General features: G+C 62.9%; 24 protein-coding genes. 2 read left to right on the top strand and 22 right to left on the bottom strand.

Annotation, left to right across the window (positions count from 1 at the left end; all coding sequences use genetic code 11):
* Nucleotides 1-9 precede the first annotated feature (9 nt).
* On the top strand, nucleotides 10-1,578 hold the full coding sequence (locus tag LOY37_RS08050; protein ID WP_258716605.1) for a flagellar hook-length control protein FliK: 1,569 nt from the start codon (nucleotides 10-12) through the stop codon (nucleotides 1,576-1,578).
* Complete coding sequence (locus LOY37_RS08045) at nucleotides 1,575-1,907, top strand: EscU/YscU/HrcU family type III secretion system export apparatus switch protein (RefSeq protein ID WP_045200334.1); 333 nt, start codon at nucleotides 1,575-1,577, stop codon at nucleotides 1,905-1,907. The genes LOY37_RS08050 and LOY37_RS08045 overlap by 4 nt, the downstream gene beginning before the upstream one ends.
* 75 nt (nucleotides 1,908-1,982) lie before the next feature.
* Here the strand turns inward: LOY37_RS08045 and LOY37_RS08040 are convergent, their stop codons facing one another.
* The 22 genes from LOY37_RS08040 to fliL all read right to left on the bottom strand — a co-directional run bounded on the left by LOY37_RS08040 (nucleotide 1,983) and on the right by fliL (nucleotide 21,620).
* Nucleotides 1,983-2,375, bottom strand: coding sequence for a DUF2802 domain-containing protein (locus LOY37_RS08040; RefSeq protein ID WP_038996358.1), 393 nt, complete (start codon nucleotides 2,373-2,375; stop codon nucleotides 1,983-1,985).
* Between the two features lies 1 nt (nucleotide 2,376).
* Nucleotides 2,377-2,856, bottom strand: coding sequence for a chemotaxis protein CheW (locus LOY37_RS08035; RefSeq protein ID WP_010225041.1), 480 nt, complete (start codon nucleotides 2,854-2,856; stop codon nucleotides 2,377-2,379).
* 64 nt (nucleotides 2,857-2,920) lie between these two features.
* Nucleotides 2,921-3,778: a CheW domain-containing protein gene (locus tag LOY37_RS08030; protein ID WP_258716604.1), complete on the bottom strand. Its 858-nt coding sequence runs from the start codon at nucleotides 3,776-3,778 to the stop codon at nucleotides 2,921-2,923.
* Nucleotides 3,778-4,566 (bottom strand): ParA family protein, encoded by a 789-nt coding sequence (locus LOY37_RS08025; protein WP_258716603.1) that lies wholly within the window; start codon nucleotides 4,564-4,566, stop codon nucleotides 3,778-3,780. The genes LOY37_RS08030 and LOY37_RS08025 overlap by 1 nt, the downstream gene beginning before the upstream one ends.
* Nucleotides 4,567-4,611: 45 nt before the next feature.
* Nucleotides 4,612-5,499 (bottom strand): flagellar motor protein MotD, encoded by an 888-nt coding sequence (motD, locus tag LOY37_RS08020; protein WP_045200328.1) that lies wholly within the window; start codon nucleotides 5,497-5,499, stop codon nucleotides 4,612-4,614.
* A 3-nt stretch (nucleotides 5,500-5,502) separates the two neighbouring features.
* Nucleotides 5,503-6,243 carry a flagellar motor protein gene (locus LOY37_RS08015; RefSeq protein ID WP_045200326.1) on the bottom strand — a complete coding sequence of 247 codons (741 nt, stop codon included), beginning with the start codon at nucleotides 6,241-6,243 and terminating at the stop codon, nucleotides 5,503-5,505.
* Nucleotides 6,243-7,361 (bottom strand): chemotaxis response regulator protein-glutamate methylesterase, encoded by a 1,119-nt coding sequence (locus LOY37_RS08010; RefSeq protein ID WP_045200324.1) that lies wholly within the window; start codon nucleotides 7,359-7,361, stop codon nucleotides 6,243-6,245. The genes LOY37_RS08015 and LOY37_RS08010 overlap by 1 nt, the downstream gene beginning before the upstream one ends.
* A 45-nt stretch (nucleotides 7,362-7,406) precedes the next feature.
* Nucleotides 7,407-9,638: a chemotaxis protein CheA gene (locus tag LOY37_RS08005; RefSeq protein WP_045200321.1), complete on the bottom strand. Its 2,232-nt coding sequence runs from the start codon at nucleotides 9,636-9,638 to the stop codon at nucleotides 7,407-7,409.
* A gap of 12 nt (nucleotides 9,639-9,650) precedes the next feature.
* A complete protein-coding gene (locus LOY37_RS08000) occupies nucleotides 9,651-10,439 on the bottom strand; it encodes a protein phosphatase CheZ (RefSeq protein ID WP_045200319.1) in 789 nt (262 codons plus the stop codon).
* A gap of 19 nt (nucleotides 10,440-10,458) precedes the next feature.
* Nucleotides 10,459-10,833: a chemotaxis response regulator CheY gene (locus LOY37_RS07995; RefSeq protein ID WP_036990294.1), complete on the bottom strand. Its 375-nt coding sequence runs from the start codon at nucleotides 10,831-10,833 to the stop codon at nucleotides 10,459-10,461.
* Nucleotides 10,834-10,936: 103 nt separating this feature from the next.
* A complete protein-coding gene (gene fliA, locus LOY37_RS07990) occupies nucleotides 10,937-11,677 on the bottom strand; it encodes an RNA polymerase sigma factor FliA (protein WP_010225024.1) in 741 nt (246 codons plus the stop codon).
* Complete coding sequence (gene fleN / locus LOY37_RS07985; protein WP_016393812.1) at nucleotides 11,674-12,507, bottom strand: flagellar synthesis regulator FleN; 834 nt, start codon at nucleotides 12,505-12,507, stop codon at nucleotides 11,674-11,676. The genes fliA and fleN overlap by 4 nt, the downstream gene beginning before the upstream one ends.
* 120 nt (nucleotides 12,508-12,627) lie before the next feature.
* Nucleotides 12,628-13,938: a flagellar biosynthesis protein FlhF gene (gene flhF, locus LOY37_RS07980; protein WP_213602055.1), complete on the bottom strand. Its 1,311-nt coding sequence runs from the start codon at nucleotides 13,936-13,938 to the stop codon at nucleotides 12,628-12,630.
* 11 nt (nucleotides 13,939-13,949) lie between these two features.
* Nucleotides 13,950-16,079, bottom strand: a complete 2,130-nt coding sequence (gene flhA / locus LOY37_RS07975) for a flagellar biosynthesis protein FlhA (RefSeq protein WP_045200310.1) — start codon at nucleotides 16,077-16,079, stop codon at nucleotides 13,950-13,952.
* Nucleotides 16,080-16,211: 132 nt separating this feature from the next.
* Nucleotides 16,212-17,348, bottom strand: coding sequence for a flagellar biosynthesis protein FlhB (gene flhB / locus LOY37_RS07970; protein ID WP_045200308.1), 1,137 nt, complete (start codon nucleotides 17,346-17,348; stop codon nucleotides 16,212-16,214).
* Between the two features lie 2 nt (nucleotides 17,349-17,350).
* Entirely contained in the window at nucleotides 17,351-18,127 is a 777-nt protein-coding gene (fliR, locus tag LOY37_RS07965) for a flagellar biosynthetic protein FliR (protein ID WP_045200306.1), read from the bottom strand.
* A gap of 7 nt (nucleotides 18,128-18,134) precedes the next feature.
* Nucleotides 18,135-18,404: a flagellar biosynthesis protein FliQ gene (gene fliQ / locus LOY37_RS07960; protein ID WP_045200304.1), complete on the bottom strand. Its 270-nt coding sequence runs from the start codon at nucleotides 18,402-18,404 to the stop codon at nucleotides 18,135-18,137.
* 21 nt (nucleotides 18,405-18,425) lie between these two features.
* Entirely contained in the window at nucleotides 18,426-19,178 is a 753-nt protein-coding gene (fliP, locus tag LOY37_RS07955; protein ID WP_258610099.1) for a flagellar type III secretion system pore protein FliP, read from the bottom strand.
* Nucleotides 19,178-19,630, bottom strand: a complete 453-nt coding sequence (gene fliO / locus LOY37_RS07950; RefSeq protein WP_123568043.1) for a flagellar biosynthetic protein FliO — start codon at nucleotides 19,628-19,630, stop codon at nucleotides 19,178-19,180. The genes fliP and fliO overlap by 1 nt, the downstream gene beginning before the upstream one ends.
* Entirely contained in the window at nucleotides 19,631-20,101 is a 471-nt protein-coding gene (fliN, locus tag LOY37_RS07945) for a flagellar motor switch protein FliN (protein WP_093385593.1), read from the bottom strand.
* 46 nt (nucleotides 20,102-20,147) lie between these two features.
* On the bottom strand, nucleotides 20,148-21,116 hold the full coding sequence (gene fliM / locus LOY37_RS07940; RefSeq protein WP_045200301.1) for a flagellar motor switch protein FliM: 969 nt from the start codon (nucleotides 21,114-21,116) through the stop codon (nucleotides 20,148-20,150).
* Between the two features lie 9 nt (nucleotides 21,117-21,125).
* Nucleotides 21,126-21,620, bottom strand: coding sequence for a flagellar basal body-associated protein FliL (gene fliL, locus LOY37_RS07935; RefSeq protein ID WP_045200300.1), 495 nt, complete (start codon nucleotides 21,618-21,620; stop codon nucleotides 21,126-21,128).
* Between the last annotated feature and the right edge of the window lie 71 nt (nucleotides 21,621-21,691).

Below are 21,691 nucleotides of genomic sequence, written 5' to 3'. Positions count from 1 at the left end.
TGCGAGCGGATGACAGGCGAAATCAACAACCTCGGCACACAGATTCCGGCCAGCCCGCAGCTGCGCTCGGCGATGACCGGCGAACTGCTGCGCCTGCTGCAACCGCAGCAGGCCCTGCTGGCCCCGGGCGAAACCGCCAAGGCCGAGGTCTTGGCCCTGCGCCAGGTCGGCCAGGACTTCCAGATGCTGCTCAAGCTGACCCAGGACAACGGCAAGCAAACCAATGTCCAGGCCAGCAGCACCCTGCCTCTGGCCCAGGGCAGCCAGCTGGCGGTCACCCAGAGCAGCAATGCCAACCTGAGCATTACAGTGCAGCAAGCCATCGCCAGCAGCGTCGCCACCCTGACCCGCATCGACACCCGCGAGCTGCCGGTGGGCACCCTGCTGCAAGGCAAGGTCGTTACCAGCCAGGCATTGCCGGCAAACGCCGGCCAATTGGCGCAGTTTCGCTCGCTGGTCACTTTGCTCGGCGGCCCGCAGGCTGGCGCCACCCTGGCCATCGACAGCCCACGCCCGCTAACGGTGGGCAGCTTGCTCAGCGCCCGGGTGCAGGGCGATCAGTCGCTGAGCTTCGTGCCGCTCAGCGGCCGCCAGGAGCAACTGGCAATCAGCCAGCAATTGAGCAGCCAGCAGAGCCGCCAAGCCTCACTGCAGGGTTTGTTCAGCGCCCTGCAGAAGTTGCGCAGCGATAACAATCAGCCCGCCGAGGTACGCGTCAACGTCGACAAGTTGCTGGCCAGCCTGCCGGATGTGCGTCAGCTCAGCGACCCTAAAGGCCTGGCCCAGGCCTTGAGCAACAGCGGCGTGTTTCTTGAGGCCAAGCTGCTGGCCGGGCTGCCCGCGACTCTCGCACCTGACCTCAAGGCGCAGGTGACGCGCCTGGTGGCGCAACTGCTGCCGGGGCTGCCGGGCAACGTCACCTTCAACCCCGCTGCGGCCGCCAGTACCCTGGCCCAGGTCATGCCCGGCATGGTCCGCAGCGCCCTGGGCATGCTCGGCCAGGTCAGCCCGCGGCCACAGCCCGGCGGCTTCCCCCTGCCCTCACGGTCATTGCCAAGCCAGGATGGGGAAGGCGACCTCGAGCACCTGTTGCGCCTGGCCGCCTCAGCCATCTCGCGCCTGCAAAGCCATCAGCTGGCAAGCCTTGAGCAGACCGGCACCACCGCCGATGGCAACCTGCAGACCACCTGGCAACTGGAAATCCCCCTGCGCAACGGTCAGGACTTCATGCCGCTGCAAATGAAGCTGCAGCGCGAAGAAACCCCGGAGCAGCAAAGCGACCCGGAACGCGAGCGTCGCGATCCTCTGGAAATGCTTTGGCGCATTGAGCTGGCCTTCGATCTCGATCCACTGGGGCCACTGCAGGTGCAGGCGCAAATCACCCAGGGCAGCCTGTCGAGCCAGCTATGGGCCGAACGGCCGAGCACTGCGCAATTGATCGAAAGCCAGCTTGGCAACTTGCGCGAACGCTTGCTGGCCCGTGGCCTGAACGTTACCGAACTGCACTGCCATCACGGCACACCGCCCCAGGGGCCGCGTACGCACCTGGAACAACGATGGGTGGATGAACAGGCATGAGCGACAAGAACCCACGCCAGGCCATCGCCCTGACTTACGACGGTCAGCAGGCCCCGACCCTCAGCGCCAAGGGCGACGACGAGCTGGCCGAGGCAATCCTGAAGATTGCCCGCGAGCATGAAGTGCCGATCTACGAGAACGCCGAACTGGTGCGCCTGTTGGCGCGCATGGAACTGGGCGATCAGATCCCCGAGGCCCTGTACCTGACCATCGCCGAAATCATCGCTTTTGCCTGGCAGCTCAAGGGCAAGGTGCCGGTGGGGTTTGTCGACGAGGGGCCGCAGGAGCGCGATATCACCCCTACCGACCTGAGATTGCCGGGTACCTGAAAGCATCGCGGGGCAAGCCCGCTCCCACACAAGGTGTAGGAGCGGGCTTGCCCCGCGATTGATTCACTACAACCCTCAGCTGCGGTGCAACTTGCTCATCAACTCCGCCTCAGCCTGGGTCAAACCACAGGACTGGGTCAGCTCATCGACGCTGGCACCCATGCCCACCAGCCGCGCCGCTTGCGCAAACGACAGGCTGTTGGGGTCACGCTGCTCCAGTTGCAGGAGCTTGTCCGGCAAGGGCGCAACCACCGCGCGCAGCTCGTGCAGGGCTTCGCCCATACGCACGCTGCCGTTCTGGTAGTCGTCCAGGCTTTTGGCCAGGTCCTTGATGCGCTGGTCACGCACGGCATCGCCCTGGGCCTGTTGCGCGGCCAGCTCGCGCTGGCGCTTGCTGTAGTTCAGGAAGAACCACAGGCTGACCGCCCAGAGCAGCGCCAGAAATATGACTGCAACCTCGAGGATCAACTCAGATGTTCTCCAGCTCGGACCACTCTTCCTCGGTCATCATCTTGTCCAGCTCGACCAGAATCAGCAGTTCGTTGTTCTTGTTGCACACGCCCTGGATGAACTTGGCCGATTCTTCGTTGCCGACATTCGGCGCGGTCTCGATTTCCGACTGACGCAGGTAAACCACTTCGGCAACGCTGTCGACCAGAATGCCGACCACTTGCTTGTCGGCTTCGATGATGACGATACGGGTGTTGTCGGTGATCTCGCTGGACAGCAGGCCGAAGCGCTGGCGGGTGTCGATCACGGTGACCACGTTACCGCGCAGGTTGATGATGCCCAGCACGTAGCTCGGGGCACCCGGGACCGGGGCGATCTCGGTGTAGCGCAGGACTTCCTGCACCTGCATCACATTGATGCCGTAGGACTCGTTGTCCAGCTTGAAGGTCACCCACTGCAGGATCGGATCTTCGGAACCTTGTGCAGACGATTTTTTCATTCCCCTATCCCTCAAATTCCGCCATCGGCGGTGTGCTCAGTGCGGTCGCGGCAGATGCGGCCGATTATTTATGGGTGTTGTGCAGTTGCTTGACTGCGCCGCTGGCGATCAACTCGGCCAGCTCGGCGACGTCGAGCAACGCGCACATGTGTTCAATCACGGTGCCGGCCAGCCATGGCCGCTGGCCACGCTGGCTGCGCCACTTGATCTCGTTGGGGTCCAGGCGCAGCGAACGGCTGACCTGATGCACCGCCAGGCCCCATTCGTAGCCCTGGACCGAAATCACGTACTGCAGGCCCTGACGAAAGTCGTCCCGGTAACGGTCGGGCATGACCCAGCGGGCGGTGTCCAATACCTTGAGGTTGCCGCTCTGGCTCGGCAGGATGCCAAGGAACCAGTCAGGCTGGCCGAACAGTGGTGTCAGTTCATGGCCGGCCAGCGAGTAGATCGAGCCCAGGCACACCAGCGGTACCGCCAGGGTCAGGCCGGCAACATCGAACAGCAGGCATTCGAACGGCTCGGCGGCCCAGGCCGGACGGCCATCGATGGTGGCCGGCGGTACCGGTTGATTGGGCGCCGGCGGCAGGTGCACGTCCACCAGCGGCTCGACCGGTGCAACCTGGGCAACCTCAGGCACTTCGAGCACAGGCTCCAGCACAGGCTCGACAACCGCTGGCAAGGTCAGCGGCAATACCGGCCGAGATGGCTCGGCAAACGGCCGTGGTTCGGGTTTTACCGCGGCCTGGGCCGCCACCTGGGCATCACGGGCCTGCTCTTCACGCACAGCCGCCTGGAATTCGTCGGGCTCAACCGAAACTGGCAGCACTTCGTCGAGTTCTTCGGTGGCCTCCTGCAGCAAGCCATCGAGGTAGCTCTGCAGGGCCATCTGCGGCCGGCTGGCAAGCTGTTGAGGACGATTCATCAGGCCACCTGCAAGGCAAGGTTCTGCGTCAGCAGGTGCTTGAGCAAGGCGCGGTAAGCCACCACGCCGCGGCTTTTGCCGTCGAACTGCGAGGGTGTCAGCCCAGCCCGGCTGGCGTCACGCAGGCGCGTGTCGACCGGGATGTAGCCTTGCCAGATATACTCGGGGTAAGCGTCGCGCAGCACCCGCAAGGTACCCATTGAGGCCTGGGTACGGCGGTCGAACAGGGTCGGCACGATGTGGTAAGGCAAGGCCTGCTTGCGCGAGCGGTTGACCATCGCCAGGGTGCTGACCATGCGCTCCAGGCCCTTGACCGCCAGGTACTCGGTTTGCACCGGGATCACCAACTGCTGGCTGGCCGCCAGGGCGTTGACCATCAGCACGCCGAGCAACGGCGGGCTGTCGATGATGGCGTAGTCGAAATCCTGCCAAAGCTGCGCCAGAGACTTGGCGATCACCAGGCCCAGCCCACTCTGGCCCGGCGACTGGCGCTCAAGCACGGCCAGGGCGGTGCTCGAGGGCAGCAGCGAGATGTTCTCGTCGCTGGTGGGCAACAGCAATTGCCCGGGCAAGCCCTCGGGCACCGTGCCCTTGTGCAGGAACAGGTCGTAGCAACTGTGCTCCAGCGCATCGGGGTTGTGCCCGAAGTAGCTGGTCATCGACCCGTGCGGGTCGAGGTCGACGACAACCACGCGCTTGCCCGCCTCGGCCAGCAGGCCGGCCAGGGCGATGGACGTGGTGGTCTTGCCGACTCCACCTTTTTGATTGGCTACTGCCCAGACTCTCATTGCGTTGCTTCCTCCCGGTACGGCAGCCTGCCCTGCCGGGATCGGTTATAGGGTCGGTGACGGGGAATTGACGCGATTGTCGCCCACCGTCGGTGCTACCGCTGGCGGTGCAGTTTGTGTGCCAGCCCGCTTCATCGCCGCGTCCGGGGTGGCATTGGCGCTGCCAGTGCCAGTCAGGCTGCGGCGTACTTCGAGGTTGCGCGAGATCACCAGCACCACCCGTCGGTTGCGCGCCCGGCCTTCAGCGCTGTCGTTGGCGGCGATCGGCTGGAACTCGCCATAGCCGACCGATGCCATGCGCGCCGGGTTCACCCCTTCCATCGCCAGCAGGCGGACGATACTCGCCGCCCGTGCCGATGACAGCTCCCAGTTGGTCGGGTACTGCGCGGTGCGAATCGGCAGGTCGTCGGTAAAGCCTTCGACGTGCACCGGGTTGGCGAACGGCTTGAGGATCTTCGCCACCTTCTCGATGATGTTGAACGCCACGTCGCTGGGCATGGCGTCGCCGCTGCCGAACAGCAGCGAGGAATTGAGTTCGATCTCGACCCACAGCTCGTTGCCGCGCACGGTCATCTGGTCGGACTTGATCAGGTCGCCGAAGGCGTCGCGCACGTCATCGGTGATGGTCTTGAGCGGGTCGCTGCTGGTTTGCGCCAGGCCCGCATCGACCTGCTCGCTGTCCTTGATCAACGGCTCGGCCGGCTTGACGCTGAGCGGGCGCTCGTCGCCAATGGGGATCGGCTTCATGCTCCGCTCGGGGTCGTTGAACACGCCGATCAGCGCCTGGGAAATGACCTTGTACTTGCCCTCGTTGATCGACGAGATCGAATACATGACCACGAAGAAGGCAAACAGCAAGGTGATGAAGTCGGCGTAGGACACCAGCCAGCGTTCGTGGTTTTCATGCTCTTCGGGTTGTCGACGGCGCGCCATGTGTTACTCCATGAAGCCCTGAAGCTTCAGCTCGATCGAGCGCGGGTTTTCGCCTTCGGCGATCGACAGCAAGCCTTCCAGAAGCATTTCCCGGTAGCGCGACTGACGCAGGGCCAGGGCCTTGAGCTTGTTGGCGATCGGCAGCAGGATCAGGTTGGCACTGGCAACACCGTAAATGGTGGCGACGAAGGCCACGGCAATGCCGTTGCCCAACTGCGACGGGTCAGCAAGATTGCCCATGACGTGAATCAGGCCCATCACCGCACCGATGATACCGATGGTCGGCGCATAGCCGCCCATGCTCTCGAACACCTTGGCGGCCTGCACGTCGCGGCTTTCCTGGGTGTAGAAATCCACCTCGAGAATGCTGCGAATGGCTTCCGGCTCGGCGCCGTCGACCAGCAACTGCAGACCTTTGCGTGCGTACGGGTCCGGCTCGGCATCGGCGACGCCTTCCAGGCCCAGCAGGCCTTCCTTGCGTGCGGTCAGCGACCAGTTGACGACCCGGTCGATACCGCCAGCCAGGTCGACCCGTGGCGGGAACAGGATCCAGCGCACGATCTGCAGCGCGCGCTTGAAGGCGCTCATCGGCGATTGCAGCAAGGCCGCCGCCAGGGTGCCGCCGAGCACGATCAAGGCCGCCGGGCCATTGAGCAGTGCCGACAGGTGGCCGCCTTCGAGGTAGTTGCCGCCAACGATGGCGACAAAGGCCAGGATGATCCCGATAAGGCTCAAGACATCCATCAGACGCAGGCCTCGACCAGGTGCTTGCCGATCTCGTCCAGGCCATACACGGCGTCTGCCAGGTTGGCTTTGACGATGGCCATGGGCATGCCGTAGATCACGCAGCTGGCTTCATCCTGAGCCCACACGGTGCTGCCGCCCTGCTTGAGCAGGCGTGCACCTTCACGGCCGTCGGCGCCCATGCCGGTGAGCACCACCGACAGCACCTTGTCGCCATAGGACTTGGCCGCCGAACCAAAGGTGATGTCCACGCACGGTTTGTAATTCAGGCGCTCGTCGCCCGGCAGGATCTTCACCGTGCCGCGGCCGTCGACCATCATCTGCTTGCCGCCAGGGGCCAGCAGGGCCAGGCCCGGGCGCAGCATGTCGCCGTCCTCGGCTTCCTTGACGCTGATCTTGCACAGCTTGTCGAGGCGCTCGGCAAACGCCTTGGTAAAGGCCGCCGGCATGTGCTGGATCAGCACGATCGGCGCCGGGAAGTTGGCTGGCAACTGGGTCAGAACCCGCTGCAGGGCAACCGGGCCGCCGGTGGAAGTACCGATGGCAACCAGCTTGTAGGGTTTGCGCTTGGGTGCCGGCGAAGCACTCGATGCTGGCGCAGCCGCTGCCCGCACAGGTGCTGCGGCGCGTGGTGCAGGCGTGCTGCCCAGGCTGCTGACGGCAGGTTGCGCGGCTGGCTGCGGCGCGGGCGCCGGGCTTGCGTAGGCACTGAAACGACGGTTGCTGCGGGAAATGGTATGAACCTTTTCACACAGCAGTTGCTTGACCTTCTCGGGGTTGCGCGAGATGTCTTCGAAGTTCTTCGGCAGGTAATCGACCGCACCGGCATCCAGCGCATCGAGGGTGACGCGGGCGCCTTCGTGGGTCAGCGAGGAGAACATCAGCACCGGGGTCGGGCAACGCTGCATGATGTGACGCACGGCGGTGATGCCATCCATCATGGGCATTTCGTAGTCCATGGTGATGACATCGGGCTTGAGCGACAGCGCCTGGTCGATCGCTTCCTTGCCATTGGTCGCGGTACCGACGACCTGGATAGTCGGGTCCGCTGAAAGAATTTCCGAGACGCGGCGGCGGAAGAAACCGGAATCATCCACCACCAGGACCTTGACTGCCATAAACACTCCATTAGGGGGCGCGGCATGTGAGCCGCGCCACCAGAATCAAATACGCCGGGCGGCGTAACGCTTGAGCATGCTCGGTACGTCGAGGATCAGCGCAATGCGCCCGTCACCGGTAATGGTGGCGCCCGACATGCCCGGGGTGCCCTGGAGCATCTTGCCCAGCGGCTTGATGACCACTTCTTCCTGGCCCACCAGTTGATCGACGACGAAGCCGATCCGCTGGGTACCCACCGAAAGGATCACCACATGGCCCTCGCGCTGCTCTTCATGAGCGGCCGAGCTGACCAGCCAGCGCTTGAGGTAGAACAGCGGCAAGGCCTTGTCACGCACGATCACCACTTCCTGGCCGTCGACCACGTTGGTGCGCGACAGGTCGAGGTGGAAGATCTCGTTGACGTTGACCAGCGGGAAGGCGAACGCCTGGTTGCCGAGCATGACCATCAGCGTCGGCATGATCGCCAGGGTCAGCGGCACCTTGATGACGATCTTCGAGCCCAGGCCCTTGGTCGAGTAGATGTTGATCGAGCCGTTGAGCTGGGAAATCTTGGTTTTCACCACGTCCATGCCCACGCCACGCCCGGACACGTCGGAAATCTCGGTCTTGGTCGAGAAGCCCGGGGCGAAGATCAGGTTGTAGCACTCGGTCTCGCTCAGGCGATCGGCGGCGTCCTTGTCCATCACTCCGCGCTTGACCGCAATGGCACGCAGCACGTCGGCGTCCATGCCCTTGCCGTCATCGGAGATCGACAGCAGGATGTGGTCGCCTTCCTGTTCGGCCGAGAGCACTACCTTGCCGCCGCGGGACTTGCCCGAGGCTTCGCGCTCTTCCGGGGTTTCGACGCCATGGTCGACGGCGTTGCGCACCAAGTGCACCAGCGGGTCGGCCAGGGCCTCGACGAGGTTCTTGTCGAGGTCGGTCTCTTCGCCGACCAGTTCCAGGTTGATTTCTTTCTTCAACTGCCGGGCCAGGTCGCGAACCAGGCGCGGGAAGCGCCCGAAGACCTTCTTGATCGGCTGCATGCGGGTTTTCATCACCGCGGTCTGCAGGTCGGCGGTCACCACGTCGAGGTTCGACACGGCCTTGGACATGGCTTCATCGCCGCTGTTCAGGCCCAGGCGCACCAGGCGGTTACGCACCAGCACCAGCTCGCCGACCATGTTCATGATCTCGTCGAGCCGCGCGGTGTCGACCCGTACGGTGGTTTCGGTTTCGCTGGCAGGATGCTTCTCGGCAGCCGGAGCGGCCTGGCGTGCAGGTGCAGGCGCCGCAGCCGCTGCTTTGGCCGCAGGGGCTGGCGCAGCAGCTGGCTTGGCGGCAGGTGCTGGCGCAGGCTTGGCCGCCGCTTTCGCAGGTGCTGCGCTGGCAACTGGTGCAGCCGTGGCTACTGCGTCCGGCGCAAACTTGCCCTTGCCGTGCAGTTCGTCGAGCAGCGCTTCAAACTCGTGCTCGGAGATGTGATCGCCAGCCGCGGCAGGCGCGCAGGCTTCCACAGGCGCGGCAGCAGCGCCCGGCAGTGCATCGACGGCAAAAGTACCCTTGCCGTGCAACTGGTCGAGCAGCGCTTCGAATTCATCGTCGGTGATGTCGCCACTGACATCGCCAGCGGCAGCTGCAGCAGCCGGTGCTTCAGCCGCGCCGCCGAGGTTGTCGGCGGCGAACTGGCCCTTGCCGTGCAACTGGTCAAGCAGCGACTCGAACTCGGCGTCGGTGATTTCGTCACCGGCAGGCTCGGCGTCCTGGGCTTGTGCCTCGGCCTTGACTGCATTGAGCGAGTCGAGCAGTTGTTCGAATTCGGTGTCGGTGATGTCCGCCTCGGCCTCGGCCGCCGGCGCTTCAACCACCTCGGGCTCAGCGGCAGGGGCTGGTGCTTCGTCTTCCCCGGCAGGCTCGGCCAGGCGCGACAGCGCCGCCAGCAGCTCTGGGGTCGCCGGGGTGATGTCGCTGCGCTCGCGAACCTGGCCGAACATGCTGTTGACCGTGTCCAGGGCTTCCAGGACCACGTCCATCAGTTCGGAGTCGACGCGTCGGGCACCCTTGCGCAGGATGTCGAACACGTTTTCGGCGATATGGCAGCACTCCACCAGCTCGTTGAGCTGGAGGAAGCCGGCGCCCCCTTTTACAGTGTGAAAACCGCGAAAGATCGCATTGAGCAGGTCGGCATCATCCGGTCGGCTTTCCAGCTCGACCAATTGCTCGGACAGTTGCTCAAGAATTTCGCCGGCTTCTACCAGGAAATCCTGAAGGATTTCTTCATCGGCGCCGAAGCTCATTAAACGTGCTCCCTAAAAACCCAGACTGGACAGCAGATCGTCGACATCGTCCTGACCGGACACAACGTCTTCACGCTTATCGGCATGAATCTGCGGACCTTCACCCCGAGTCGGATGTTTTTCTTGATCTTTTTCAGCGCGCAGCTGCTGGTGGTCGTGTTCGATACCGGCGAAACGGTCGACTTGACTTGCCATCAGCACGAGCTTGAGCAGATTGCTTTCTACTTCGGTGACCAGCGCCGTGACGCGTTTGATCACCTGGCCGGTCAGGTCTTGGTAGTCCTGAGCCAGAAGAATGTCATTGAGGTGGCTGGCGACCTTGCGGTTGCCCTCCTCGCTGCGCGTCAGGAAACTGTCGACACGCTTGGCCAGCTCACGGAACTCCGGTGCCGCCACTTCGCGGCGCATGAAGCGCTGCCAGTCGACGCTCAGCGCCTTGGCCTCGTCGCTCAGTTCGTTGAGTACCGGCGTGCTGGCTTCGACCAGGTCCATGGTGCGGTTGGCCGCGCCCTCGGTCAGCTTGACCACGTAGGACAGGCGTTCGGTCGCATCGGTGATCTGCGACACTTCCTCGGCTTGCGGCATGTGCGGGTCGATCTGGAAACTGACGATCGCGCTGTGCAGCTCGCGGGTGAGTTTGCCGACTTCCTGATACAGGCCAAGGTCACGGGTCTGGTTCAGCTGATGGATCAGTTGCACCGCGTCGCCGAACTTGCCTCGTTCAAGGCTGTCGACCAGTTCCCGGGCGTGTTTCTTGAGTGTCGACTCAAACTCGCCCAAGGATGATTGTGTTTGCTCCATAGCGCCCCCGTGGCGTACCTCAGCTATTGACGCGCTCGAAGATCTTTTCGATCTTTTCTTTCAGCACCTGGGCGGTGAACGGCTTGACCACGTAGCCGTTGACCCCGGCCTGGGCGGCTTCGATGATCTGCTCGCGCTTGGCTTCGGCAGTCACCATCAGCACCGGCAGGTGCTTGAGGCGCTCATCGGCACGCACTTTGCGCAGCAGGTCGATACCGGACATGCCAGGCATGTTCCAGTCGGTCACCAGAAAGTCGAAATGACCGCTTTCGAGCATCGGCAGTGCGGTGTTGCCGTCGTCGGCTTCCTGGGTGTTGGTAAAGCCCAGATCACGCAACAGGTTCTTGATGATCCGCCGCATCGTCGAAAAGTCGTCCACGATGAGGATTTTCATGTCTTTGTTCAATTAGACCTCCAAGCAGTCTTTAACGCGTTCAGCGCGGAACGCGCATTCAATCAATTCGGCACTACATTTCACGACTGCATCGAACCTGCGTTCAACGCGCCCGCCATTCCCCCAGGCGACCACGCAAACGTGCCGCGCACTGGCTGTGCAACTGGCTGACACGCGACTCGCTCACCCCCAGGACCTCACCGATCTCCTTGAGGTTGAGCTCTTCGTCGTAGTACAGCGCCAGGACCAGACGCTCGCGTTCCGGCAGGTTGGCGATGGCATCGGCCAGGGCTGCCTGAAAACGCTCGTCTTCCAGATCGCGCGAAGGCTCGAGCTGGGCACTGGCACCGTCCTCGTGCAGGCCTTCATGTTCGCCGTCCTGCAACAGGTCGTCGAAACTGAACAGGCGGCTGCCCAGGGTGTCATTCAAAATCCCGTAATAATCATCGAGACTCAATTGAAGTTCGGCAGCAACCTCGTGATCTTTAGCGTCACGGCCGGTTTTTGCTTCAATTGCACGAATCGCGTCACTGACCATGCGGGTATTGCGGTGTACCGAACGCGGCGCCCAGTCGCCCTTGCGCACTTCATCGAGCATGGCGCCACGGATGCGGATGCCGGCGTAGGTCTCGAAACTGGCCCCCTTGCTGGCGTCATACTTGTTGGCGACTTCGAGCAGGCCGATCATCCCGGCCTGGATCAGGTCCTCCACCTGCACACTGGCCGGCAAACGTGCCAGCAAGTGGTAGGCGATGCGCTTGACCAGCGGCGCGTAACGCTCGATCAGTTCGTACTGGGCGTCACGCGAAGCCTTGCTGTACATCCGATAACCACTGGCGTTCATAGCACCGGACCCGCACTCGTCGGTTGCACCAGGCGCTCGACGAAGAACTCCAGGTGCCCCCGTGGGTTGGCAGGCAGCGGCCAGCTATCGACCTTCTGGGCAATGGCCTTGAATGCCAGCGCGCACTTGGAACGCGGGAAGGCTTCATAGACCGCTCGCTGCTTCTGCACCGCCTTGCGCACACATTCGTCGTAAGGCACCGCACCGACGTATTGTAGGGCGACATCGAGGAAGCGATCAGTGACCTTGGTCAACTTGGCGAACAGGTTGCGCCCTTCCTGAGGGCTCTGGGCCATGTTGGCGAGGACGCGGAAGCGGTTCATGCCGTAATCGCGGTTGAGCAGCTTGATCAGCGCGTAGGCGTCAGTGATCGAAGTGGGCTCGTCGCACACCACCAGCAGCACTTCCTGGGCGGCGCGGACAAAACTGACTACCGAGTCACCGATACCTGCAGCGGTGTCGATCACCAGCACGTCGAGGTTGTCGCCGATCTCGCTGAAGGCCTGGATCAGGCCGGCGTGCTGGGCCGGAGCCAGGTGCACCATGCTCTGCGTGCCCGAGGCCGCCGGCACGATGCGCACACCGCCGGGGCCTTGCAGCAGCACGTCGCGCAGTTCGCAACGGCCTTCAATGACATCGGCCAGGGTGCGCTTGGGCGTCAGGCCCAGCAGCACATCAACGTTGGCCAGGCCCAGGTCGGCGTCCAGCAGCATGACCCGACGGCCAAGCTCAGCCAGCGCCAATGACAGGTTCACTGACACGTTAGTCTTGCCAACGCCACCTTTGCCGCCGGTCACGGCGATCACCTGTACGGGATGCATGCTACCCATGTTTGTTCTTTACCTTGTCTTACTTAGACCGAGGCCACATGACTGGGCTGCGCTTTCAACACCTGAAAAATGCCTGGCAGACCATTGATGTAGGTACTTTGCAACGTATTCATATTCCCCTCAGCCCACGCGTTTGCCGGAGCTGTGGTAGAGATCAGCGAACATGTCGGCCATGGCCTCTTCGCTGGGCTCGTCCTGCATCTGCACGCTCACTGCGCGGCTGACCAACTGGTGCCGGCGCGGCAGGTGCAGGTCGTCAGGAATGCGCGGGCCATCGGTAAGATAGGCCACCGGCAGTTCGTGACTGATCGCCAGGCTCAATACTTCGCCGAGGCTGGCGGTTTCATCTAGCTTGGTCAGGATGCAACCGGCCAGGCCGCAGCGCTTGTAGCTGTGGTAGGCGGCGGTCAGCACCTGTTTCTGGCTGGTGGTTGCCAGTACCAGGTAATTCTTGGCCTGAATCCCGCGCCCGGCAAGGGTTTCCAGCTGCATGCGCAGCGCCGGGTCGCTGGCTTGCAGGCCGGCGGTATCGATCAGTACCACGCGCTTGCGCAGCAGCGGGTCGAGGGCCTGGGCCAGCGACTGGCCCGGGTCGACGTGAGTAACCGAAACATTGAGGATCCGCCCCAGGGTCTTGAGCTGCTCCTGGGCGCCGATACGGAAGCTGTCCATGCTCACCAGGGCCAGGTTCTGCGCGCCGTACTTGAGCACGTAGCGCGCGGCGAGCTTGGCCAGGGTGGTGGTCTTGCCCATGCCGGCCGGACCGACCATGGCAATGACACCGCCTTCTTCGATCGGTTCGATTTCCGGCACCTGGATCATCCGCGCCAGGTGCGCCAGGAGCATGCGCCAGGCGTGACGCGGCTCTTCGATTTCGGTGGTCAGCTCGAGCAGTTCGCGGGCAATCGGCCCGGACAGGCCGATGCGCTGCAGACGGCGCCAGAGGTTGGCCTGCTGCGGCTTGTTGCCCTGCAACTGGCTCCAGGCCAGCGAGCCGAGCTGTACTTCAAGCAGTTCGCGCAGGCCCGAGAGCTCCGAGCGCATCGAGTCGAACAGGCGCGGGTCGATGGGTGCCGCGGCCGGCGCAGCAGGCACGGCCGGCGCTTCGACCTGCGGGTCGACCAGCGGCTCGGAAGCGGTCAGCGGCAAGCCGGCAAACAGCTGGCGATTGCCATCTTCGCTCTCGCTACGGCTGCTCAGCTCGGCCTGGGCGGTGACGATGCGCGACTGGGTCTTGCGCAGCTCGTCTTCGAGCTCGACATTCGGCACCCGTGGCGCCAGGGCGGACAGCTTGTAGTCCAGCGCAGCCGTCAGCTCGACACCGCCAGCAATCCGTCGGTTGCCAATGATGGCGGCATCGGCCCCCAGCTCATCGCGAACCAGCTTCATGGCCTGACGCATATCGGCGGCGAAAAAACGCTTAACTTGCATAACCCACTACCTCAGCCGTTCGGGCCCACTGTGGCGACGATGGTAACTTGCTTGTTGTCAGGTATTTCCTGATACGCCAAAACATGCAAATTCGGTACAGCCAGACGACCGAAGCGCGACAGCATGGCTCGTACCGGTCCTGCGACCAGGAGGATCGCCGGCTGCCCTTGCATCTCCTGACGCTGGGCGGCTTCGATCAACGAACGCTGAAGCTTTTCGGCCATGCTCGGCTCCAGAAGAACACCGTCTTCCTGGCCTTGCCCAGCCCTTTGCAAACTATTGAGCAAAATCTGTTCCAATCTTGGCTCAAGGGTGATCACAGGCAGCTCGGACTCAACGCCGACAATGCTTTGCACGATAGCGCGACACAATCCGACGCGCACCACCGCCACCAGCGCGGCGGTATCTTGACTCTTGCCCGGGTTGTTGGCGATGGCTTCGGCAATGCTGCGAATGTCACGCACCGGAACCTGCTCGGCGAGCAACGCCTGCAGTACTTTGAGCAGGCCCGACAAGGAAATGACGCCCGGCACCAGCTCTTCGGCAAGCTTGGGCGAAGCCTTGGCCAGCACCTGCAGCAGTTGCTGCACTTCTTCGTGGCCGATCAGCTCATGGCAGTGCTTGTGCAGAATCTGGTTGAGGTGGGTGGCGACCACGGTACTGGCGTCCACCACCGTGTAGCCCAGCGACTGCGCCTGGCTGCGCTGGTTGACGTCGATCCACACCGCTTCCAGGCCAAAGGCCGGATCGCGGGCGGCAATGCCGTTGAGGGTACCGAACACCTGCCCGGGGTTGATCGCAAGCTCGCGGTCCGGGTAGATCTCGGCCTCGGCCAGGATCACCCCCATCAGGGTCAGGCGGTAGGCACTGGGTGCCAGGTCGAGGTTGTCGCGAATGTGCACCGTGGGCATGAGAAAACCCAGGTCCTGGGACAGCTTCTTGCGCACGCCCTTGATCCGCGCCAACAACTGGCCGCCCTGGTTGCGATCGACCAGCGGAATCAGCCGGTAGCCGACCTCTAGGCCGATCATGTCGATCGGGGTGACGTCATCCCAGCCCAGCTCCTTGGTTTCCATGGCGCGCTGTGGCGATGGCAGCAGGTCCTGCTGACGCTGCACCTCTTCCAGGGCCTTGAGCTTGGCCTGGTTCTGCTTGCGCCACACCAGGTAGGCGCCGCCGGCGGCCAGCAGGCCGAGGCTCAGGAAGGCGATGTGCGGCATGCCCGGCACCAGGCCCATGACGATCATCAGGCCAGCCGACACCGCCAGGGCCTTGGGTGAATCGAACATCTGGCGGTTGATCTGCTTGCCCATGTCCTCGGAGCCCGAGGCGCGGGTAACCATGATCGCCGCTGCGGTGGACAGCAACAGCGATGGCAACTGCGCCACCAAACCGTCACCGATGGTCAACAGTGCATAGACCTTGCCGGCGTCGGCAAAGGTCATGTTGTGCTGGAACATACCGACGGCCATGCCGCCGATCAGGTTGATGAACAGGATCAACAGGCCGGCAATGGCGTCACCGCGGACAAACTTGCTGGCACCGTCCATCGAACCGTAGAACTCGGCCTCGCCAGCCACTTCGGCGCGCCGCGCCTTGGCCTGGGCCTGGTCGATCAGGCCGGCGTTGAGGTCGGCGTCGATGGCCATCTGCTTGCCGGGCATGGCGTCGAGGGTGAAGCGCGCGCTCACTTCGGAAATACGCCCGGCACCTTTGGTAACCACCACGAAGTTGATGATCATCAGGATCGCGAAGACGACGATACCGACCACGTAGTTACCGCCGATCACCACCTCGCCGAAGGCCTGGATCACCTTACCGGCGGCCTCGTGGCCGTCATGGCCGTGGAGCATCACCACCCGCGTGGACGCCACGTTGAGCGCCAGGCGCAAGAGCGTCGCCACCAGCAGGATGGTCGGGAACGCGGCGAAGTCCAGCGGGCGCAGGGCGTAGACGCAGACCAGCAGGACCACGATCGACAAGGCGATGTTGAAGGTGAAGAACACGTCGAGCAAAAACGGCGGGATCGGCAACATCATCATTGCCAGCATCACCAGCAGCAACAGCGGCACACCCAGGTTACCCCGGCCTAGACCGACCAGGTTGCTACGGGCACTGTTGATTAACTGAGAGCGATCCACCGGTATTCCTCGTTAGCTCAAGCAAAACTTTGACGCGTTTGAGGCGCGCAGCGCTGCCTTTGCAAGAAGCTTTCCAACTTTGCCAAACGAGGTGGTTTGAGTGGCTCGGGGCTGCTGCGCAGGCAGCGCCGATCAGGAATCGCGACGCAAATCCGGCGGGATCGGCAGATCCTTGAGCGGCTCCGGCGGCTTGCCCTTGCCGGCGCGATACTGGCGGATCTGGTAGACGTAGGCCAGCACCTGGGCCACTGCCAGGTACAAACCGGCGGGAATCTCTTCTTCAAGCTCGGTGGAGTAGTAGATCGAACGCGCCAGCGCCGGCGATTCGAGCACCTGGATCTTGTGCTCGTTGGCGATCTCGCGAATTTTCAGGGCGATGAAGTCGGCACCCTTGGCCAGCAGCAGCGGCGCCGCGCCCTTCTCCGGGTCGTACTTGAGCGCCACGGCATAGTGGGTCGGGTTGGTGATGATCACGTCCGCCTCGGGAATCGCCGCCATCATCCGCCGCTGCGAAGCCTCGCGCTGCAGTTGGCGAATGCGTTGCTTGACCTCGGGCTTGCCTTCGGAGTCCTTGTACTCGTCGCGCACCTCTTGCTTGGTCATCAGCAGCTTCTTGTGCGCCTGCCAGAGCTGGATCGGCACGTCCACCGCGGCAATGATCAACAGCCCTGCTGCCATCCACAGCGCACTCCAGCCAACCACCTGGACGCTATGGATGATCGCCTGCTCCAGCGGCTCGTTGGCAATCGCCAGCAGGTCATCGCGATCAGCCGACAACACCGTCAGGGCGACGATCAGAATCATGAAGAACTTGGCCAGCGCCTTGAGCAGCTCGGACAAGGCGTTGACCGAGAACATCCGCTTGATCCCCGATAGCGGGTTCATGCGGCTGAACTTCGGTGCCAGGGAGCTGCTGGAAAACAGGAACCCCCCCAGCGACACCGGGCCGATGATTGCCGCAATCAGCAGCACCAGCAATACCGGCTGAGTCGCGAGCAAGGCCATCTTGCCGGAGGCCATGAGGAAAATGCCCATAGACCGCTCATCGATGAGCACCTCGCGGGACAAGCTGAAATTGATGCGCATCAACTCCATCAGGGTTTGCGCCAGGCCACCGCCAAATGCCAGCAGCGCTCCAGCGCCCGCCAGGGTCACCGCGACCGTGTTGAGCTCCTTGGAACGGGCAATCTCGCCCTTCTCGCGCGCGTCCTTCTTGCGCTTGTCGGTGGGGTCTTCTGTTTTGTCCTGACCGCTTTCGCTTTCTGCCATGCTCAGCGCGCCCGTGCCAGTTCACGCAGCCACTGCAAGGCTTCGGAAGCCAGTGACTGATAGTGAGGAAGAATATCGGCCAGGGTGATCCAGAAGATCACCATCCCCAGCACCAGGGTCAGCGGAAAGCCGATGGAAAAGATGTTCAACTGCGGCGCCGCCCGGGTCATCACGCCAAAGGCAATGTTGACCACCAGCAACGCGGTCACCGCCGGCAATACCAACAGCATGGCTGCACCCAGCACCCAACCCAGGCGCCCGGCCAGGTCCCAGAAATGATTGACCAGCACACCGCCGCCCACCGGCAAGGTGGTAAAGCTCTCGGTCAGCACCTCGAAGACCACCAGATGGCCGTTGATGGCAAGGAACAACAAGGTCACCAGCATGGTCAGGAACTGGCTGACCACCGCCACGTTGACACCGTTGGCCGGATCGACCATGGAGGCGAAGGCCATGCCCATCTGGATTGCGACGATCTGCCCGGCGATTACGAATATCTGAAAGAACAGCTGCAGCGCCATACCAAACACGGCGCCAATGATGATCTGCTCGGCCACCAGCAACATTGCCCTGAGATCCAGCGATTCGACCACCGGCATCGGCGGCAGGCCGGGAACGATGACTACGGTGATTGCCAGAGCGAAATACATGCGGATACGTGTCGGCACCAGGGTGGTACCGAAAATAGGCATGGTCATCAGCACCGCCGTGACGCGAATCAACGGCAGAATGAAACTGGCCACCCAGGCGCCGATCTGCGCGTCGGTCAGCTCAAGCATCGCCGGGTCAACCGATCAGCTGCGGAATGCTGCCGTACAACGACAGAATGTATTCCATGAATTTCTGCACCAGCCACGGGCCAACCACGATCAGCGTCACCAACATCACCAGCAGGCGCGGCAGGAAGCTCAGGGTCTGTTCGTTGATCTGCGTGGCAGCCTGGAACATCGCCACCACCAGGCCCACCAGCAGGCTTGGCACCACCAGGATGGCAACCATCAAGGTGGTCAGCCACAACGCATCGCGAAACAGGTCGACAGCCACTTCAGGGGTCATGGACTTCTTCTCCTCGCGGCGTCAGACGCCGCCGAAACTGCCGGCCAGGGTACCCATGATCAGCGCCCAGCCATCGACCAGGACGAACAGCATGATCTTGAACGGCAACGAGATGATCAGCGGCGACAACATCATCATACCCATGGCCATCAGCACGCTGGCGACCACCAGGTCGATGATCAGGAACGGGATGAAGATCATGAAGCCGATCTGGAACGCGGTCTTGAGCTCCGAGGTGACGAATGCCGGCACCAGGATGGTCAATGGCGCCTGATCGGGGCTGGCGATGTCGGTGCGCTTGGACAGGCGCATGAACAGGTCCAGATCGCTCTCGCGGGTCTGCGCCAGCATGAAGTTCTTCAGCGGCGCCTGGGCCTTGCTGATCGCATCCTGGGCGCTGAGTTTCTCTGCCAGGTACGGCTGCACGGCCTCCTGGTTGATGCGCTCGAACACCGGCGCCATGATGAACAGGGTCAGGAACAGCGCCATGCCGTTGAGGATCTGGTTCGACGGCGTCTGTTGCAGGCCCAGGGCCTGGCGCAGGATGGAAAAGACAATGATGATGCGGGTAAAGCTGGTCATCAGCACGACGAACGCCGGAATGAAACTCAGCGCGGTCATGATCAGCAGAATCTGCAGGCTGACCGAGTATTCTTGCTGGCCGTCGGCCCCGCTGGACAGGGTGATCGCCGGGATCGACAGTGGATCAGCCGCCAGGGCCAGCGGCGCCGCCAGCATCAGCAGCAGCGTCAACATCATGCGCAACGCGCCCATCACGACCTTCCCTTCTGATCCTTGCCCATCAGCTCCATCAGCCGCTGGGCGAATTCTGGTGTTGCCTGGCGCGCACTGGCGGGCACTTCAACCGGTTCGGCCATGACATGCAGGGCCTCGATGGTGCCTGGCGAATGGCCGATGAGGATCTGCTCCTTGCCGACCTGGATCAGCAACAGCCGATCACGCGGCCCCAGCGAACGGCTACCGAGGATCTCGATCACCTGGCCACTGCCGGGCGCGGCGTTCTGCACCCGGCGCAGCAGCCAGGCGAGGACGAAGATCAAGCCCAGCACCAGCAGCAGCCCCAGCACCAGCTGGGTCAACTGCCCTGCCGCGCTGCCACTGCTTGCCGGTGCCACTACCGCAGCCGCCGGCTGCGTGGTAGCCAGGGCGACATCCACGTACAGGCCGCAGGCCAGGCCCAGGCCGTTGCGCAGGAGCTTGCTCACTCAGCGCAGCTTCTTGATGCGTTCGCTCGGGCTGATCACGTCCGTCAGGCGGATGCCGAACTTTTCGTTGACCACCACCACTTCGCCGTGCGCAATCAGAGTGCCGTTGACCAGCACGTCCAGCGGCTCGCCGGCCAGGCGGTCGAGCTCGATCACCGAACCCTGGTTGAGTTGCAGCAGGTTGCGGATGTTGATCTCGGTACTGCCGACCTCCATGGAAATGCTCACCGGAATATCCAGGATCACATCCAGGTTCGGACCATCGAGGGTGACCTGTTCGTTGCTGCGCGGCGAGCTGCCGAACTCTTCCATGGCCAGGCGGCTGGACGCCGGTGCGCTGGCGGCGCTATCGGCAGCGAGCAAGGCGTCGATGTCGGACTGGCCGGCATCGCCGGTTTCTTCCAGGGCCGCAGCCCATTCATCGGCCAGGGCCTGGTCCTCCGGGGAGGTGATGTCGTTTTCGTTAGCCATTTTGTCCTCGACGGGCAATCAATTCGGAGTTGGAACCGCGAGCGCCTCAGCGGCGCTCGATCGGATCGATAATCTGCAGGGCCAGGGTGCCCTTGTGCGAACCCAGCTTGGCCTTGAACGACGGCACGCCGTTGGCCCGCAGGATCAGCTCATCCGGCAGCTCGACCGGAATCACATCGCCCGGCTGCATGTGCAGGATGTCGCGCAGCTTCAGCTGGCGACGGGCAACCGTGGCGCTGAGCGGCACGCTGACGTCCAGCACGTCTTCGCGCAGGGCCTTGATCCAGCGCTCGTCCTGGTCGTCCAGATCGGACTGGAAACCGGCATCGAGCATCTCGCGCACCGGCTCGATCATCGAGTACGGCATGGTCACGTGCAGGTCGCCGCCACCGCCATCGAGCTCGATGTGAAAGGTCGAAACCACCACCGCCTCGCTCGGCCCGACGATGTTGGCCATGGCCGGGTTGACCTCGGAGTTGATGTACTCGAAGTTGACCGGCATGATCGCCTGCCAGGCCTCCTTGAGGTCAACGAAGGCCTGGTCGAGGACCATGCGCACCACGCGCAACTCGGTCGGGGTGAACTCGCGACCTTCGATCTTGGCGTGACGACCGTCGCCACCAAAGAAGTTATCCACCAGCTTGAACACCAGCTTGGCGTCGAGGATGAACAGCGAGGTACCGCGCAACGGCTTGATCTTCACCAGGTTGAGGCTGGTGGGCACGTACAGCGAATGCACGTACTCGCCGAACTTCATCACCTGCACGCCGCCGACCGCCACGTCCGCAGAGCGGCGCAGCAGGTTGAACATACTGATGCGGGTATAGCGGGCAAACCGCTCGTTGATCATTTCCAGGGTCGGCATGCGACCGCGGACGATCCGATCCTGGCTGGTCAGGTCATAACTTTTGACACTGCCGGGCTCGGCATTGCTTTCGGTTTGCACCAGACCATCGTCGACGCCATGCAGCAAAGCATCGATTTCATCCTGGGACAGCAGGTCCTGCACGGCCATCTGGGGCTCCTACTGCAATACGAAATTGGTGAACAGCAACTGGTCGATGACCGGCTTGCCGACTTCCTTCTGCGCCACTTCCTGGACACTGGCAGTGGCCTTCTGGCGCAGCATTTCCTGGCCGACCGGGCTGGACAGGGTGTCGAAGCCCTGGCCCGAGAACATCATGACCAGGTTGTTGCGAATCACCGGCATATGCACCTTGAGGGCATCCAGCGCTGCCTGGTCACGCCCCTGCATGGTGATGCTCACCTGCATGTAGCGCTGGCGGCCGTTCTGGTTGAAGTTGACCACGAAGGCCGGTGCCAGCGGCTCGTAGATCGCTGCCGGCTTGAGGTTGGCCAGGGCCGGATCGACCGCAGGCTTATCCTCGGACTTGTGCAGGAAGAACCAGGTGGCGCCAACCGACAGGCCGATGGCAAGCAGCAATGCCAGCACCAACAGCAGGATCAGCTTGAGTTTGCCTGTAGCGGCGGGGTCTTTCTCTGCTTCGCTCTTCGCCATGCCAATAATCCGTCATTCATCGGAGATTTCAGTCACATGGCGAGGGTTGAGCAAGTGTTATGCCAACCTGG

It is taken from the genome of Pseudomonas sp. B21-012 (genome assembly GCF_024749305.1).
GTDB lineage: Bacteria > Pseudomonadota > Gammaproteobacteria > Pseudomonadales > Pseudomonadaceae > Aquipseudomonas.
The sequence above is the reverse complement of the archived record's forward strand: the minus strand, read 5'-3'. Positions and strand labels throughout refer to the sequence as shown.